This is a genomic window from Acinetobacter lwoffii (assembly GCF_022809915.1).
Taxonomy (GTDB): Bacteria; Pseudomonadota; Gammaproteobacteria; order Pseudomonadales; family Moraxellaceae; genus Acinetobacter; species Acinetobacter lwoffii_M.
Map to the genome: position 1 here is coordinate 1 of NZ_JALGQY010000015.1, position 17,050 is coordinate 17,050.

The 17,050-nt window shown below is 45.1% G+C and carries 13 protein-coding genes and 7 tRNA genes; 4 read left to right on the plus strand and 16 right to left on the minus strand.

Translation table 11 applies throughout. The features are described 5' to 3' along the window. Nucleotides 1-737: 737 nt before the first annotated feature. The 11 genes from MTX11_RS09230 to secA all read right to left on the minus strand — a co-directional run bounded on the left by MTX11_RS09230 (nucleotide 738) and on the right by secA (nucleotide 7,413). Nucleotides 738-814 (minus strand) — tRNA-Pro (locus MTX11_RS09230). A gap of 17 nt (nucleotides 815-831) precedes the next feature. Continuing rightward, nucleotides 832-907 (minus strand) — tRNA-His (locus tag MTX11_RS09235). 33 nt (nucleotides 908-940) lie between these two features. Then, nucleotides 941-1,017, minus strand: a tRNA-Arg gene (locus MTX11_RS09240). 34 nt (nucleotides 1,018-1,051) lie between these two features. Then, nucleotides 1,052-1,128, minus strand: a tRNA-Pro gene (locus MTX11_RS09245). 17 nt (nucleotides 1,129-1,145) lie between these two features. Continuing rightward, nucleotides 1,146-1,221, minus strand: a tRNA-His gene (locus MTX11_RS09250). Between the two features lie 33 nt (nucleotides 1,222-1,254). Then, nucleotides 1,255-1,331 (minus strand) — tRNA-Arg (locus MTX11_RS09255). A 34-nt stretch (nucleotides 1,332-1,365) separates the two neighbouring features. After that, nucleotides 1,366-1,442: transfer RNA gene (locus MTX11_RS09260), tRNA-Pro, on the minus strand. A gap of 151 nt (nucleotides 1,443-1,593) precedes the next feature. After that, the gene (gene nadA / locus MTX11_RS09265) at nucleotides 1,594-2,661 is read right to left on the minus strand and encodes a quinolinate synthase NadA (protein ID WP_243474952.1); all 1,068 of its coding nucleotides are present in this window, start codon (nucleotides 2,659-2,661) and stop codon (nucleotides 1,594-1,596) included. A gap of 153 nt (nucleotides 2,662-2,814) precedes the next feature. Then, nucleotides 2,815-4,035, minus strand: coding sequence for a bifunctional glutamate N-acetyltransferase/amino-acid acetyltransferase ArgJ (gene argJ, locus MTX11_RS09270; protein WP_005248020.1), 1,221 nt, complete (start codon nucleotides 4,033-4,035; stop codon nucleotides 2,815-2,817). Nucleotides 4,036-4,194: 159 nt separating this feature from the next. Continuing rightward, a complete protein-coding gene (locus MTX11_RS09275) occupies nucleotides 4,195-4,548 on the minus strand; it encodes a hypothetical protein (protein WP_005106111.1) in 354 nt (117 codons plus the stop codon). 138 nt (nucleotides 4,549-4,686) lie between these two features. After that, entirely contained in the window at nucleotides 4,687-7,413 is a 2,727-nt protein-coding gene (secA, locus tag MTX11_RS09280; RefSeq protein ID WP_243474953.1) for a preprotein translocase subunit SecA, read from the minus strand. 332 nt (nucleotides 7,414-7,745) lie between these two features. Here secA and MTX11_RS09285 point away from each other — a divergent pair, with 332 nt between their 5' ends. Together MTX11_RS09285 and MTX11_RS09290 are read left to right on the plus strand one after the other, a co-directional pair. After that, nucleotides 7,746-8,387: a peroxiredoxin gene (locus MTX11_RS09285; protein WP_243474954.1), complete on the plus strand. Its 642-nt coding sequence runs from the start codon at nucleotides 7,746-7,748 to the stop codon at nucleotides 8,385-8,387. Between the two features lie 208 nt (nucleotides 8,388-8,595). After that, complete coding sequence (locus MTX11_RS09290; protein WP_005263670.1) at nucleotides 8,596-9,204, plus strand: dual specificity protein phosphatase family protein; 609 nt, start codon at nucleotides 8,596-8,598, stop codon at nucleotides 9,202-9,204. Here the strand turns inward: MTX11_RS09290 and MTX11_RS09295 are convergent. Genes MTX11_RS09295 through trpA form a run of 4 tightly spaced genes read right to left on the minus strand, consistent with a single transcriptional unit; the run spans nucleotide 9,201 to nucleotide 13,217 of the window. Continuing rightward, nucleotides 9,201-10,244, minus strand: a complete 1,044-nt coding sequence (locus tag MTX11_RS09295; RefSeq protein WP_004733771.1) for an SPOR domain-containing protein — start codon at nucleotides 10,242-10,244, stop codon at nucleotides 9,201-9,203. The genes MTX11_RS09290 and MTX11_RS09295 overlap by 4 nt on opposite strands. Further along, nucleotides 10,241-11,524: a bifunctional tetrahydrofolate synthase/dihydrofolate synthase gene (folC, locus tag MTX11_RS09300; RefSeq protein WP_243474955.1), complete on the minus strand. Its 1,284-nt coding sequence runs from the start codon at nucleotides 11,522-11,524 to the stop codon at nucleotides 10,241-10,243. Before folC ends, MTX11_RS09295 begins: the two co-directional genes overlap by 4 nt. Further along, on the minus strand, nucleotides 11,521-12,417 hold the full coding sequence (accD, locus tag MTX11_RS09305) for an acetyl-CoA carboxylase, carboxyltransferase subunit beta (protein WP_004733767.1): 897 nt from the start codon (nucleotides 12,415-12,417) through the stop codon (nucleotides 11,521-11,523). Before accD ends, folC begins: the two co-directional genes overlap by 4 nt. Next, a complete protein-coding gene (trpA, locus tag MTX11_RS09310) occupies nucleotides 12,414-13,217 on the minus strand; it encodes a tryptophan synthase subunit alpha (RefSeq protein WP_243474956.1) in 804 nt (267 codons plus the stop codon). The genes accD and trpA overlap by 4 nt, the downstream gene beginning before the upstream one ends. A gap of 365 nt (nucleotides 13,218-13,582) precedes the next feature. Here trpA and MTX11_RS09315 point away from each other — a divergent pair, with 365 nt between their 5' ends. Beyond that, nucleotides 13,583-14,917: a Na+/H+ antiporter NhaC family protein gene (locus MTX11_RS09315; RefSeq protein ID WP_243474957.1), complete on the plus strand. Its 1,335-nt coding sequence runs from the start codon at nucleotides 13,583-13,585 to the stop codon at nucleotides 14,915-14,917. Nucleotides 14,918-14,965: 48 nt separating this feature from the next. Here MTX11_RS09315 and MTX11_RS09320 read toward each other — a convergent pair whose 3' ends face one another. Beyond that, entirely contained in the window at nucleotides 14,966-16,003 is a 1,038-nt protein-coding gene (locus MTX11_RS09320) for a helix-turn-helix transcriptional regulator (protein ID WP_243474958.1), read from the minus strand. Nucleotides 16,004-16,145: 142 nt separating this feature from the next. Here MTX11_RS09320 and MTX11_RS09325 point away from each other — a divergent pair, with 142 nt between their 5' ends. Beyond that, nucleotides 16,146-17,024, plus strand: coding sequence for a metal-dependent hydrolase (locus MTX11_RS09325; RefSeq protein ID WP_243474959.1), 879 nt, complete (start codon nucleotides 16,146-16,148; stop codon nucleotides 17,022-17,024). The last annotated feature ends 26 nt before the right edge of the window (nucleotides 17,025-17,050 follow it).

Sequence of the window (17,050 nt, forward strand, 5' to 3'; positions counted from 1 at the left end):
ATTCGTCACCAGCAAGCTAGGTCGGCTATATTACTCTCTATCTCTAGAAAGTCAACCAGTAATTCAGATTATTTTTAAACTTATCAAATAAAACCCAACTCAATTAAACTTAACTAAGTCACTGTTTTATCAGAAGTTTTAATCTTCATCACCGCCGATGGATGTGCATTCTACAGCATTTCAGAGCCCTTGCAACCCCTATTTTTAAATAATTCAGAAAAATCATCACGACTGTTTATTTATTCTACAAAAAATACAGGTTTTTCTATTTTTCACTCAAAATTTATTCAATTATTGATGTTTTAAAGTAGTTTATTTACTTATCAATGGGTATTTCTAGTTAATTTAATTGCTATATCTATCTAAAAATTTTTTATTGTCTTTATTTCAGATCAAACACAACAGATGAGTTAATAAAATAGATTTACTATGGAATCCCTTACCCATTTTAAAAATATAATCCTCATCCATCCATTAAAATTCCATTCAACAAGATAATCACTCTATAGATAAACTCTGGTTAAATTGTTGAATGATTAAAATTAAGAGTGAAGCAATGCGAGAAGAAAGCAATCTTCAATGCACAGTTTTATTAGATGAAAAATAATTTAATAGGGATTCGAGCATTCATCATGATAGCAACCGATAACAATTGTATATTTTTTATTCACATTGAATTTCAGGCATAAAAAAACCGCTTAACGCGGTATCTTTTATCTCGACCATCTTGAAGGAGATGGTCGGAGCAGTAGGATTCGAACCTACGACCCCCTGGTCCCAAACCAGGTGCACTACCAGGCTGTGCTATGCTCCGATTTCAACTTTAAAAGTTGGGGTGAATGACGGGATTCGAACCCGCGACAACTGGAATCACAATCCAGGGCTCTACCAACTGAGCTACATCCACCATCATTTTGATTCTTAACATCAAGCGACCAAATGGCGCGCCTGACAGGATTCGAACCTGTGACCATCCGCTTAGAAGGCGGATGCTCTATCCAACTGAGCTACAAGCGCGTTACTGATGCAAACATCATTTGCCTTGAAGAATTGGTCGGAGCAGTAGGATTCGAACCTACGACCCCCTGGTCCCAAACCAGGTGCACTACCAGGCTGTGCTATGCTCCGATTTCAACTTTAAAAGTTGGGGTGAATGACGGGATTCGAACCCGCGACAACTGGAATCACAATCCAGGGCTCTACCAACTGAGCTACATCCACCATCATTTTGATTCTTAACATCAAGCGACCAAATGGCGCGCCTGACAGGATTCGAACCTGTGACCATCCGCTTAGAAGGCGGATGCTCTATCCAACTGAGCTACAAGCGCGTTACTGATGCAAACATCATTTGCCTTGAAGAATTGGTCGGAGCAGTAGGATTCGAACCTACGACCCCCTGGTCCCAAACCAGGTGCACTACCAGGCTGTGCTATGCTCCGATTCATCTCAGCTTTCGTATCGAACATCGTTCGGTACGGTGTGCATTCTAGGCGCGACGCCCGGAGACGTCAACACCTATATTTAAAAAAAACTGAAAAAACGCTTCAAGCGTTTATTTATCAATCGCTTCAGACATTTTTTATACAAATTTTAACGTTTTAGTCCGGCACTAAAGTTCAGCATGCGATCTAGAGGCAGTTTAGCTCGTTCAGCAAGTACCGGATCGACATGCACTTCCTGATCTTTATGCTGTAACACATGCAAGATACCATCCAGCTCGTTCATGGCCATCCAAGGACAATGCGCACAAGAACGACAAGTTGCCCCCTCTCCTGCGGTTGGTGCTTCAATCAGAATTTTATCCGGCACTGCCTGCTGCATTTTATAAAAAATACCGCGATCAGTAGCTACGATTAAACGCTGATTTGGCAAAGTTAGTGCTGCTTTAATTAATTGTGAGGTACTACCCACCGCATCGGCAATCTCGACCACAGACATCGGTGATTCGGGATGTACCAGAACTGCCGCATCTGGATAGAGCGCTTTCATATTGGCAATACCGCGTGAACGGAATTCTTCATGCACGATACAGGCGCCATCCCAGAGCAACATCTCTGCACCGGTTTTTTTCTGGATATAACGACCCAGATGCTGATCGGGTGCCCAGATGATTTTTTCGCCCAGACTGTCCAGATGTTCGATAATTTCCACTGCACAACTTGAAGTGACGACCCAATCGGCTCGGGCTTTCACGGCCGCTGACGTGTTGGCATAAACCACCACGGTATGATCCGGGTGCGCATCGCAAAAAGCGGTAAACTCATCGGCAGGACAACCTAAGTCCAGTGAACAGGTCGCTTCCAAAGTTGGCATCAGCACGGTTTTATTGGGTGAAAGAATTTTAGAGGTTTCGCCCATAAATTTCACACCAGCTACCACAAGCGTTGAAGCTGGATGATCGCGACCAAAACGCGCCATTTCCAGTGAATCGGAAACACAGCCCCCCGTCAGTTCAGCCAGTTCTTGCACTTCAGGATCACAATAATAATGCGCCACCAAAACAGCATCCTGTTTTTCCAGCTCTGCCTTGATCTGTGCAAATTTGTCCAATTTTTCCTGCTGGCTCATTTGATGTTCTTGTGGAACACCTAAACGATCTAAATGCGCCTGCACAATCGATTTAGCTTCATTGGCTATTAATTTGGTCGCATCATTCATAACAACTCTTACTCTACCCTCATGGTTCACTATTCAATGAACCTTTCACCCTACATCCCGGTCATCTCTGGCGAAATGCTATTTTTGACCAGTCATTAAAAATCATTAAGTATAAAAAAAGCCCCACAACGGAGGCTTTAGAAACAATCTGAATTATGAGCGATAATCTGCATTGATTTTTACGTAATCATACGACAGGTCACAGGTATAAACCGTATCTTTTGCCTGACCTCGTCCAAGATCAACACGAATCGTCATTTCAGCCTGGGCCATCACACGTGCACCGGCTGCTTCAGTATAGTCTGCTGCCGCACCACCATCTTTGCAGATTTGTACATCATCTAACCAAACCTGAATTTTTGCAACGTCTAAATTTGGCACACCGGCATAACCAATCGCTGCCAGAATACGGCCCCAGTTTGGGTCAGAAGCAAAGATTGCGGTTTTGACCAGCGGTGAATGCGCAATGCTATAGGCAATATCGCAGCACTCTTGAGTATTGCCACCACCTTCTACAGTCACGGTAATGAATTTAGTCGCACCTTCACCATCACGTACAATCAGTTGCGCAAGGCGTTTCATGGTACGTGTCAATACGTCTAGCACCACTGCATAACGTGGATCTTCAGTCGAAGTGATTTCAGCACCACCGGCCTGACCTGTGGCAATAAAAATACACGAGTCATTAGTTGAGGTATCGCCATCAATTGTAATACGGTTAAACGATACATTGACTGTTTCAGTTAATAACTGTTGAACCAGTTCACGGCTGATCGGTGCATCCGTCGCAACATAGCCCAGCATGGTCGCCATATTCGGGCGAATCATGCCTGCACCTTTGGAAATACCGGTCATGGTATAAGTCACACCATCCAGCTCGAACTGTTCTGACGCTCCTTTCGGAGTGGTATCTGTGGTCATGATTCCAGTCGCTGCATCGCCCCAGGCATCATCACGCAATGAATCCAGCGCAGGCTGTAAACCTGTAAGCAAACGCTCCATTGGAAGCTGCTCACCAATCACACCAGTCGAGAATGGCAACACTTCAGCAGCCTGTACGCCTGCAAGTTCAGCTAACTTGGCACAAGTGGCTTCTGCATTTGCCATGCCTATAGGACCTGTTCCTGCATTGGCATTGCCGGTATTGATTACCAGGTAACGTGGATTTCCCGCTTGCAAATGTGCTTTGGATACATGCACAGGTGCTGCACAAAAGGCATTCTGGGTAAACACCCCAGCAACATTGGAGCCTGCAGCCAGTTCAAATATCACCAGGTCACGTCGGTTCTGATAGCGCACATAGGCTTCAGCCGAACCAATTTTAACCCCTTTCACCACATGCATCTGTGGCATAGATACGTCACCAACTGCCATTTTAAAGTCCAATATTGAAGTTTTAGAAAAATACAGCTTAGTTGATCTGCAACAAAAAATCGAGCCAAAGCCTGAGCCAGCCTGAGATTTGTTATGGGTTTTCACAATAAAAAACCAGTCATCAAGACTGGTTTCTACGTTTTTAAAATTAAGATATTTTTAATTTTGTGCAAGTTGTCCAGATTCGCTTAGTAAAGCCTGTTTCGCTTGTTGTTGACTTGCACTAGAAAGTGCAGGATTAGTAGCAACAATACGGTCTGCATTTGCCGCATTAGCAGCTGCAATCGCAGCGGTCTGCAATACAATCGGACGATTCTGATTGGCAAAGGTATAACGGATGCCGGTACGTGGGCTTGCCACAGTCACTTGTGCATCGGTACGTTGTACTTGAGCAGTAGTCGTACCCACCGCTTGCTGAACTTTATCAATTGTTGTGGTCGCTGCAGTTTGTGCAAAACTTAAGGCAGGCGTTGCCAAAGCGGCAATTATGAGCGTTTTTAATACTTTTTTCATTCAGGTTATTCCACTTTGAGGTGTTGAATGAGCCATTAAATAGCATTTAATTCCTAAGACTGCAAACAGTATTCAATTTCTGAAAAATCTTCATACATAAAAAAATCAGAGCCATGGGGCTCTGATTTTTAATAGCGTTTAGATCTTGCCATGACATTGTTTATATTTCAGGCCTGAACCACATGGACAAGGCGCATTACGACTTGCCGGTGCTTCAAAGACTGGCGCCACCGAATTTGCCTGAGCATTTTGTTCAGTAGTGTTTTCATGTTCGCCTGCCAGCAAACCGTCAAACTCTTCATGAGATAACTGCAAACGCATTGCCTCAGCCTGTGCCTGCTGCTGTGCTTCCATTTCCGCCAGCTCTTCAGGTGTCGGTACGTGGATGCGCGACAGATCTGTCACGACATCTGACTTGATCGTACCGAGCATGTTTACAAACAGGTTATAAGCTTCTTTTTTATATTCCTGCTCTGGATTCTTCTGCGCATAACCACGTAAATGAATACCTTGACGCAAGTAATCCATAGCCGCCAGATGCTCTTTCCAATGACGGTCCAGAGAATTCAGCATAAAGTGGCGTTCAAGCGATGCTGCAGATTCCTCGCCCATTTGTTCACGACGTGAACGGTAGCGGTTCAGCACTTCGTCGGTAATGCGGACCACCAAGGCTTCTTCATCCAGACGACGGTCCTGTTCCAGCCATTGTCCAATAGGAAGATCCATCGAAAGATCTTCACGCAGCGCCAGTTCCAGGCCTTCAATATCCCACTGGTCATGAATCGATTCAGGTGGAATATAGTTGGCGATCACACCCTGCATCACTTCACGGATCATTTCTTCAATATAATCCTGCAGTGAATTTTCTGCCAGAATGTCATCACGCTGACTATAAATAATCTTACGCTGTTCGTTATTCACGTCATCGTATTTCAGCAAGTTCTTACGAATATCGAAGTTACGTGCTTCCACTTTACGCTGCGCATTTTCAATCGAGCGAGACACCATTTTGTGCTCAATTGCTTCATCTTCCTGCAAGCCCATGGCACGCATCATGCCAACCACACGATCTCCGGCGAAAATACGCATCAAGTCATCTTCAAGTGACAGATAGAAGCGTGATACACCCGGGTCACCCTGACGACCAGAACGACCACGCAGCTGGTTATCGATACGGCGTGATTCATGACGTTCAGAACCGATAATATGCAAACCGCCCGAATCTAGAACAGATTGGTGACTAACATCCCATTCTGCTTTCAGACGCGCTTCATCTTCAGCTGTCGGGTTTTCAATTTTGGCCAGCAAGGCTTTCCAGTTACCACCCAACAAAATGTCGGTACCACGACCCGCCATGTTAGTAGCAATGGTCACTGCACGCGGCGCACCGGCTTGCGCGATAATATCCGCTTCACGTTCATGCTGTTTGGCATTCAATACTTCATGCGTGATACCTGCCGCTTTTAGCTTATCCGACAGAATCTCAGAGGCTTCAATGGTTGCTGTACCGATCAGAATTGGCGCAACACCCGCTTCATGCACACGCTGAATTTCTTGAATAATCGCGTTATATTTCCCTTCACGATTTAAATAAATTAAATCGTTATGGTCTTGACGAATCATTGGACGGTGGGTCGGAATCAGCACCACATCCAGACCATAAATTTCTTTCATTTCCGCTGCTTCAGTATCAGCAGTACCGGTCATACCGGATAATTTTTTATACAGACGGAAATAGTTCTGGAAGGTTGTGGTTGCCAGAGTCTGGTTTTCCGGCTGGATTTCCAGACCCTCTTTGGCTTCTACGGCTTGATGCAAACCTTCAGACCAGCGACGTCCCGGCATGGTACGACCGGTATTTTCATCGACAATAATCACTTCACCATCGTTGATGATGTATTGCACATTGCGTTGATAGAGATAATGGGCACGGATCGCTGCAGTGACATGATGCAACAGGTTCAGGTTCGACGCTGAATACAAACTCTCGCCTTCTGCCAGCAAGCCCATCTCAATCAGTTCACTTTCAATGGTTTCAAAACCCACTTCAGTAATTTCAACTGAACGCTGTTTTTCATCAATCCAGAAGTGACCGCCATCCGGCACTTTCTCTTCTTTCTGTGCCTGTAATTTTGGTGGAATATTATTGATGGCTGCATAAAGCTGTGAAGAATCTTCACTTTGACCAGAAATAATCAACGGGGTACGTGCTTCATCAATCAGGATCGAATCGACCTCATCAATAATCGCATAGGTCAAACCACGCTGCTTTTTCTCAGCCAGCGAGAACACCATGTTGTCACGCAAGTAGTCAAAGCCAAATTCGTTATTGGTGCCATACGTAATATCGGCACGATAAGCTTGCGCTTTTTCCATCGGATTTTGCATGGAATAAATAATGCCGATGCTTAGACCCAAAAATTCGAATAATGGACGGTTCAACTCGGCATCACGTTGCGCCAGGTAGTCGTTCACGGTAATGACATGTACACCTTGGCCACTCAAAGCATTCAGATAGCAGGCCAAAGTACCCATCAGGGTTTTACCTTCACCGGTACGCATTTCTGCGATTTTGCCTTCGTGCAAGGTAATACCACCGATCAGCTGCACGTCATAATGACGCATGCCCATCACCCGCTTCGCGGCTTCACGACAGACTGCAAATGCTTCAGGCAGTAATTTATCGAGGGTTTCACCCTTATTATATCGTTGTTTGAATTCTTCAGTTTTTGCAGATAAGTCTGCATCGCTAAGGGTAGATATCGTCGGCTCGAGCACATTAATCTTGTCTACGATTTTACGCATGCGTTTGAGTTCGCGCTCATTTTTGGTACCGAAGATTCCTCCGATCAGACTTGCCAACATGAATAGACTCTCTAAATCTTGCTTGTCAAATGAATATGTTCTTAGTCGTTATTATGGTGCTAGAAATTTGAACTACAAGGGTTTTGCTGTAAAACCGCTAAAAAAATCTGATCCTTAGTTCTAGCCCTAAGATCTAAGGCAAAGTAATGTAGCAAATTTTCCCTGTGCAACATAGTCAATTAAGTGACTGATTTTTGCGCTTCTGGATAGATGGATATCCCACTTATGCAATTTACTCATAAAGAAAGCAAAAAACACTATTTTTAATCATAAAAAATTTGATTCATATTAAATCCTATCTCGACATTAAAAGACAAATTGAGGCTAAAAAGATGAGTTTACGTTTAGGCGATACCGCACCGAATTTTGAACAGCAATCCAGTGAAGGCCTTATTAATTTTTATGATTTTCTGGGTGATAGCTGGGGCATTTTATTTTCACACCCTGCCGACTATACACCGGTATGTACGACTGAGCTTGGCTATACTGCAAAACTTAAAGATGAGTTTACAAAACGTGGTGTTAAAGCCATTGCCCTGTCGGTCGATGATGTCGAATCGCATCATGGCTGGATTAAAGATATCAATGAAACCCAAAACACCACGGTGAATTTCCCGATCATTGCCGATCAGGATCGCAAAGTTTCTGAGCTGTATGACTTTATTCATCCGAATGCCAGCGAAACGCTAACAGTTCGTTCTTTAGTGGTCATTGATCCCAACAAAAAAGTCCGTTTGATTATTACTTATCCTGCATCGACCGGTCGTAATTTCCATGAAATCTTGCGTGTGGTGGATTCACTTCAACTCACCGATAAACATAAAGTGGCCACGCCTGCGAACTGGCAGCACGGTGATGATGTGGTGATTGTCCCTTCATTGAAGGATGAGGAGGAAATCAAGCAACGTTTTCCAAAAGGTTATACCGCGGTTAAACCTTATTTACGCCTCACGCCCCATCCTGAGCAAAATTAAAAGGACTCCTTTTTAATTTTGCGAAAGACAAGCGAAGTAAAGGATAAGAGAAACTCTATTTTCCACATTTTATGCTTTATCGAATACGACATTGACGTGCCACGGATTCGATTTGTTGATACAGCCTGTCTTCGGATAGGCTTTTTTATATTCAAAATCTCGTATTCACTTTAAACTTGAAATAACAAAAACAACATCTACGCTCTGTATGAAAATCTGCATATTTCCAATTCTCATGAGTGGCTACCTCCTAACCACAGGTTGTATGACTACGCCTGCCCTGCCTGAACCTCAACGTCCTCAGCATTGGGGACAGCCCATTCATCAGAATCATAATTTTCATCAAATCAGCAATTTTGTTTATCGTAGTGAGCAGCCTTCAACTGAACTCATTCCTTTATTAAAGCAGCATCAAATCAATGTGGTTATTAATTTACGTTCACGGGATCAAGACAGCTTTGTTTTGAGCAATGAAAACTTTCAGCTACATCATGTACCCATACATACCTGGGCAATTGATCGGGAAGATTTATTGAAAATTATGCTACTGATTCAGCAAGCACAACAAAATCACCAAAAGGTGCTCCTGCATTGTTATCACGGTTCAGACCGCACTGGTGCAAGTGTCGCCATGTACCGAATTATTTTTGAACATTGGCCGATTGAGCAGGCGCTACAGGAAATGAAACATGGCGGTTATGGCTTTCATGCCATTTGGAGCAATATCGAAAAGTTATTCACGCCTGAAAATGTAAAATGGATTCGCGAGCAACTCAAGAATCCATCTACAGAAACTTTGATTAATACAAAGAATTAACGCTTATCCAGCGGCACCCAGTCATTCACCCAAGCTGATTTCATATTCAGGCTGGCATCAGACGCAATTTTCTTACGAAGTGCATCTGCAGTCTCACGGTCTTTGGACGGCCCCACCATGATGCGTACACCTTTAGAAGTTGAGCTTTTGGTGACCTTATAACCTTTGGCACGCAGTTTGGCTGCTACAGCATCCGCATTGGCTTCATTCGCTGCCAGTGCCACCTGTACCATCCATTGCTTGTCCTCTTCACCTTCCAGTAACTTACGCGCCTGCTCAGCTTCTGCTTTCTTCTTGGCTTCTTCGGCTGTAGCCTTTTTCTTGGCTTCTTCAGCTTTACGTTTTTCGTCAGCTTTACGTTTTTCCTCGGCAGCTTTACGTTCAGCTTCTTTCTTTTCAGCCGCTTTACGCTCTTCCTCGGTTTTACGTTTTGCTTCAGCCGCCTTACGTTCTGCTTCGGCTTTTTGCTGTTGCTCTAACTTGCGTTTTTCTTCAGCGGCTTTACTTTCAGCAGCTTTACGCTCTGCTTCTTTCTTGGCTGCGTCAGTAGAACTATTGGCTTTTTGTTGTACCAGCTGCTGCTGGGCTAACTTTTTTTCTTGCACCGCTTTCTCTTCAGCCAGACGTTTCTGCTTGGCCTGTTCATCTTCCACCAGTTCTGGTGGAATATTATCGGAACTTTGCTGTCCTAGGCGGTGTGCATTCAGGGCAGCATATTCTTCAGCCGCTTTACGTGCAGCATCTGCTTCAGCCTGCTGTTGCATCGCTAAAAATTCGGCTGCACGCGCCTCCTGTTCTGCAACCGCTTTTTCGCGATCACGGCGTTGCTGTTCAAGTAAACGCTTTTCTGTTTCTACATCGACCGTCAAAGAACCGAGCGAATGATTGCCTGCCTCTTTATTTTCAACTTCCGCAGCCTGTGCCGGATTTTGCTGACGGTCCTGATTGATTTCATCTTGGCCTTTCAGGAGTAATGCTGCCAATAAAACACCACCACCGAGTAAAACAACACCGCCCATCCAGCGCTGTTTGTTATTCATTGACATTCTTCCAAATACTCCCATACCGCTTCTAAGGTATGAAATGATCCACATACCAAAATCAGCTGATTATTATCTGTTTGATCCAGTGCTGATTTAAAAGCTAATTTTACATTGTCAAATTGTTCTACCGCCTCACCGCTTAAAGCATCAGCCAAAACTGTGACCTCTGCCGCACGTGGGACGAATAATGGTGCAATTTTCCACAATTGAACCTTGTCTTTCAATAACTTGACGACAGAATTTATATCTTTATCTGCCAGCATTGAAAATACACAAATGACTTCATTATATTTTTGATTGTAATTTAAATAATCTCGTAATTGTTTCAGCAGAAATTCCACCCCATGCGGGTTATGTCCTGCATCAAAAATCACGGTTTTATTCTGGATTTGACGGATTTCAAACCGTCCCGGCAATTTTGCCGTTTGAATGCCTTGTGCAATTGCCTGCTGGCTGACGTTTAATCCGCTCAGCAGAATGGCGGCCACGGCGGTAGAAATATTATCCAGTGCCAGCGAACCTGTTGGGAGTTTTAAGGTCGTACCCGATGAAGCAAAAGCCCAGCTTTGGCCATCTTCAAAGGCTTTATAGAAATAATCACGGTTGATTGCATACAAAGATGCATTACATTCTTGAGCTTTATTTAGAATGGCTTGCGGGATCTGTTGCTGTCCACCAAACACGACTGGAATATCCGGGCGAATAATTCCGGCCTTTTCAAAAGCAATTTTCTCGATGGTGTCACCAAGCCAGTCAGTATGATCCAGACCAATATTGGTAATCACCGCCACATCCGGATTGACCACATTGACCACATCCAGACGGCCGCCTAAGCCAACTTCCAGCACCCAGACATCACAGCATTGATCTTTAAAAATCACAAAAGCAGCCAGTGTCGTGGCTTCAAAGAAAGATAGGCTCAAACCGCATTCGCGACGAGCCTGATCGACCTGAACAAAAGCATCAATGAGCAACTGATCTTCAACTTCAATGCCGCGTAATTTCACACGTTCATTGAAACGGTACACGTGGGGGGATTGATATAGCCCGACCTTGAAGCCTTGTGCATTCAGGATCGCGGCTAGTGTAGTGGTGGTTGAACCCTTACCATTGGTTCCAGCCACCGTCAGCACTTTGGCTTCTGGACGTGTCACTCCCAGCTTTTCAGCCACTGGAATAACCCGTTCCAGACCTAAATCAATACCCGTAACGTGAACATGGCTCCAATAATCGAGCCATGTGTTTAAAGAATCTGTTGCTAAGGGTGCTGTGTTCAATGCAAATTCATCAACTTCGTAACGATACGATAAACTGTATCACGTAATGCATGACGGTGAACAATCTGATCGATTACCCCATGATCAAGCAAGTATTCCGCGCGCTGGAACGGTTCTTCCAGTTTCTCACGTACGGTTTGTTCGATCACACGTTTACCGGCGAAGCCAATCATCGCTTTCGGTTCAGCAATATGTACATCACCCAGCATTGCCAATGATGCGGTCACACCGCCGTACACTGGATGAGTCAGTACCACGACATAAGGCAGACCTGCTTCTTTTAAACGCTGGATCGCAGCCGAAGTGCGCGCCATTTGCATCAGGGACAACATGCCTTCCTGCATACGTGCACCACCCGAAGCAGCAAAACAGATCAGGGGCTGACGGGTTTCAATCGCACGTTCTGCCGCCTGAACAAAGCGGTCACCGACCACTGTACCCATAGAACCGCCCATGAAGTCGAACTCAAACGCACAGGCAATCATCGGTACGCCTTTCAGCAAACCCTGAATTACCACCAGTGCTTCAGTTTCACCGGTTTTCTTTTGCGCTTCCGCCATACGGTCTGGATAGGCTTTACTATCGACAAATTTCAGGGGATCTTTGGCTATAAATTCCTGACCCAATTCTGTTTGTACCTGATCAAAGAACCAGTTCAGACGTTCACGGGCTTTCATACGCAAATGTTCATCACATTGCGGACAGACATAGGCATTAAATGACATGGCAGTACGGGTCACCAATGCATGACATTCAGGACACTCAATCGTAGGCTCGGTAAATGTCGCTTTATATGCCGTTTGCTCATCGGGTACCTGAATGCCCGGAACAGTACGCTCCGTCCATGGGGTCGATGGGCTCAGAATTTTGCCTGATTTCACTTGTTGACTCATACTAACTCATCGAGCGCTGCTCGAAGCTCCTTGACTTTATTCACCGTCGCAATAACGGCTTGTTCTGGTGCGAGCGTTGCAAACTGCTTTACAAACGCACTACCCACAATAACTGCATCGGCAGCAACACCCATCGCTTTCGCAGATGCAGCATCACTGATACCGAAACCTACGCCTACAGGAACATCAGTCACAGCTTTAATCTTTTGAATGCGTGCAGCGGCTTCAGAGACATCTAAAGTTGCTGCACCGGTCACGCCCTTCAGTGACACATAGTAAATAAAGCCGCTGGCCTGTTTCGCTACGTGTTGAATACGTGCATCGGTTGAAGTGGGTGCCAGCAGGAAAATCTGATCCATATCATATTTTTCCAGTACTTCACCCAGACCTTGTGCTTCTTCTGGTGGCAAGTCTACCAGCAGTACACCATCTACTCCACATTCATAGGCATAAGCCACAAACTTTTCATAGCCAATCACTTCAACCGGATTCAGATAACCCATCAGTACCACTGGTGTTTCGCGATCTTTCAAGCGAAATTCTTTCACCATATGCAGGGCATCCAGGGTATTGGTTCCACCTGCCAGAGCACGTTCAGCAGCTAGTGCAATCACCGGCCCATCTGCCATCGGGTCCGAGAAAGGAAGTCCCAGCTCAATCACGTCGACACCCGCTTCCACTATCTCATGCAGCAAAGGCACTGTGACTTCTGGATGCGGATCACCCGCCATGACATAAGAAACTAAAGCTTTACGCTGTTGAGATTTAAGTTGTCCAAATCGTGTGGCTAAACGTGACATAGAGAGGTATTTTCCTTAACGTGTTTCAAACTTGAGGCATTGACTATGTAGAAATACAAGACATCGCATTGTAACGCTATTTTTTGTCCAATGAACAGTCTGCGATACCGACCTCGAGTACTTCATTTCCTGTGCGAAGATTTCAAAACAATTCGGAAGGGTCTATTTACGATTATTTTGATTTTTTTCACAATGATCAAAGATGCCTAATTTTGCTATTACCTAAAATCCTGAATATTTAGATAAACTTATTTTTATCATATAAAAATTAATAAAAATGCAGATGTTAGCGCATTCATTTAAAGTTTTCTGAAATTGCAAAACCTGCTTTATACTAGTCCTATTCTCTTACTTTTTTATCTCCTATGCAGACTGATTCTGAGGCTACAGTGCAGGCACGCGCCATTGCACTGCTGCCGCTTATTGTATTTTTAACCATATTTTTGGGTAGCGGGATCTATCATTCCCTGATCGGAACCGAGTTCGCGTTCTATCAGGTGAAAGCGCCTGTGGCTGCCCTGCCTGCGATTATCTTGGCTGCATTAGTGTATCGCGGCAAACTCAACCAAGGCATTGAGGAATTCCTCAGAGGTGCCAGTCATCCGAACTTAATTCTGATGTTTATGGTGTTTATGCTGGCAGGTGCTTTTGCCAGCGTCAGTAGCGCCATTGGCAGCGTCGACGCCACCGTGCAGATGGGCCTGTCGGTGATTCCACCTACATTTATTCTGCCGATGTTATTTGTGATCTCGGCCTTTATTGCCACGGCGATGGGTACCTCCATGGGCACCATTGCGGCCTGTGCGCCGATCGCTTTTGGTTTCACCCAGGTGACCGATATCGATGTGATTTATGCGATTGGTGCAGTGGTCGGTGGTGCCATGTTTGGTGATAACCTGTCCATGATCTCAGACACCACCATTGCGGCGACCACCAGCCAACGCGTACAACTGCGTGACAAGTTCAGGGTCAATGTCTGGATTGCGGTTCCTGCATCGATCGTCACTATTCTGATTTACGTGTTGAGTACTGGCAGTAGCAATGCAGTGGAATACAGGGATTTTAACTGGCTTCTGGTCTTACCTTATATCGCCGTATTTATTTTGGCCTTTAGTCGTTTACACGTTCTGGCTGTGCTGTCCATTGGCGTGCTACTTTCCGGCTTGTTTGGCCTGTTTGCCACAGCTGAATTTGATCTGCTCAAACTGAATACTTCCATTTATGAGGGCTTTGTCGGCATGTTTGAAGTGGCGTTATTGTCGATGTTCCTGGGTGGCCTCTCGGCGATCATGCAACGTGAAGGTGGTTTACGCTGGCTGATCGAGCGTATTTATAGCCTGACTCGTCTGTTTAAAGTCGGTCAGCAACGTGCCGGTGAAATCGGGATTAGTTTTCTGGTGGTGTTTTCGAATATCTTTGTGGCCAATAATACCGTGGCGATTATTCTGTCTGGTGATATGGCGCGTGAAGTCGCCAAAGAATACGGGGTGGATCCCAAGCGTTCTGCGGCACTGATGGATATTTTCTCTTGCGTGGTACAGGGTTTAATTCCTTATGGCGCACAGTTACTACTGGCCTGTTCCATTGCAAAAATCTCGCCGGTTGAACTGATTGGTGGTGTGTACTATTGCTGGATTCTGGCCATTTTTGCGATTGCTGCGATCGCGTTTAGATTCCCTCAGGTGAAAGCAAGCACTTAATCCATCATCCTGCGAAAATAAAAAAGCGACCGATACCGGTCGCTTTTTTCAGCTTCGTGCTTTGTGTAACTGCCTTTTTCGCTCTAACAAGGTCTGTCCGGTGGCTGCCTTATAGGCCCGTGCCAAAGCCGACTGATCAGAATAATCCAGCTGCTCGGCAATCTCGGTCAGACCTAATCCCTGCTGCAACAACAGCTCGCAACGTTTAATCCGCTGCTGTTCCAGCAGTTTTTTAAATGAAGTGCCATGAGTGCTGAACAAGCGCTGCAAGCTACGTGTCGACATCAACAACTGCCGGGCAAGCTGTTCAACTTTAATGGCCTGATGCTGGGTCCGCAGCTGTTCGACAATCATTTGCTGCGCCTGTTCCAAATGATTTTCAAGGGGCGGCTTGGCTGCAATCGCCTGTTCTGCCTGATGAACCAGTAGCTGCAACAGCATTGGATCAGCCTGCTCAGATCCATGTGCCAGTCCTTGCAAATCCAGCTCTATGCCATAATAGTCCTGAGAAAATCTCACCTTGCTGGCGAAAAACTTTTGATAATGCATTTGTCCCCTATCGGGCGCATGGGCAAAGCGTACACAACGGACTAACAGTTGATGATCCTGTAAAATGACACGTCCCAACTGCACCATCGCGGCCATGGTCAGTTCATTGAGCAAATTATATTTTTCGTCCAGATAAGCCCAGTATAATTCAATACTATGTTCATGCTGTTTCAACTGCAAAGGTACAAACTCACTGCCATCAATCACCAGTCGTTGAAAGCGCATGATATGGCGGATCATTTCCGAAACACTACTGCTGCGCGAAGCCATATAACCGAGCACACCAAAATGTTCTGGGCGAATGACCTGCACAATCTCGAAAATCAGCTGCGGACAGTTTAAATACTGCCGGGTTGTTAAAAGAAGCTGATTCAATAATTCTAGAGGCACTTGTGTGGCAAAAGGCTGATCAATCAGGGGGACAAGTACTTCATGTAGTTCTTGCAGAAAGTCAGCTTCCAAAGGCTCAATTTGCAGACCGCGCAGATAGGTCGCCCAGAGTTGAATATAACCATTGGATATTTTAATTTCTTGCATGCGCGCTTCCCGCTGCCTGCTTTAGTCTAAGCAGTTTTATTTTCATTTGGCATAAAATGTATAAAAATTGGCAAGCACTGTCAAAACAATTACGGCATTCCCCGACATACTGTCAGCATCGTCACAAAAAAGAACTTCTAAGATGAATGCAGTATTAAAATCTTCAATAAAGCCCGTGGTCCGGACCCAGCTTGATTTTAAACTGGATGAAATTCCGCGCTACTGGTTTGGCGGCGATCCCTTTCTGACCCGCATGTTCGATGCCTTGAGCCTGACCTTTCCAGATGGCGAGCGTTATTTTATTCAAAGTGTGCGCCTGTTCCGCGATCAGATCACAGACCTGGAACTGCAACAACGTGTGGCAGATTTTATTCGTCAGGAAGCACAGCACGGCATTGCCCATGAAAAGATGAACCAGCTGATGCGTGAACAAGGCATACCCGTCGATGATTTTATCGAACGTTTAAATAATATGTTCGCCTATGACCTCAAACATCGTTCAGCACAGTTCAATATTGCAACTACGGCAGCGGCAGAACACTTGACCGCGCTGATGGCTGAAACTTTTTACGGTCAGAAATCCACCTTAAAAGACGGCCATCCTTATGTACGTGCCATGTTTGCCTGGCATGCGATTGAAGAAATGGAACATCGTGATGTGGCTTTTGACGTGATGAAAGAGGTCGCAAAAACACCTGAATGGATGCGCAAAATGACCCTGCTCAGTACGACATTTTTGATGTTTAGTTATACCGCCTATCGCGCCAATGTCATGCTGAAACATGATGGCTTCAGTGTCTTAGAGCGTCTGCAAATGAACCTGAAAGGACTGCCCTGGTTGTTTGGCCGTAACGGCACCTTGACCCGCATGGGCCCACAATATCGGGACTGGTTTAAACAAGACTTCCATCCTTCCCAGCATCCGGTAATTGCCCAATATGATGTCTGGGTAAAAACTCTAGCCGAAACCAATGATCCTATTCAGGCCGGTGAAGCCTTCTGGCAGGCAGCCAAAGATTAAGCTCAAATCAAAAAAGCCTTCAAAAT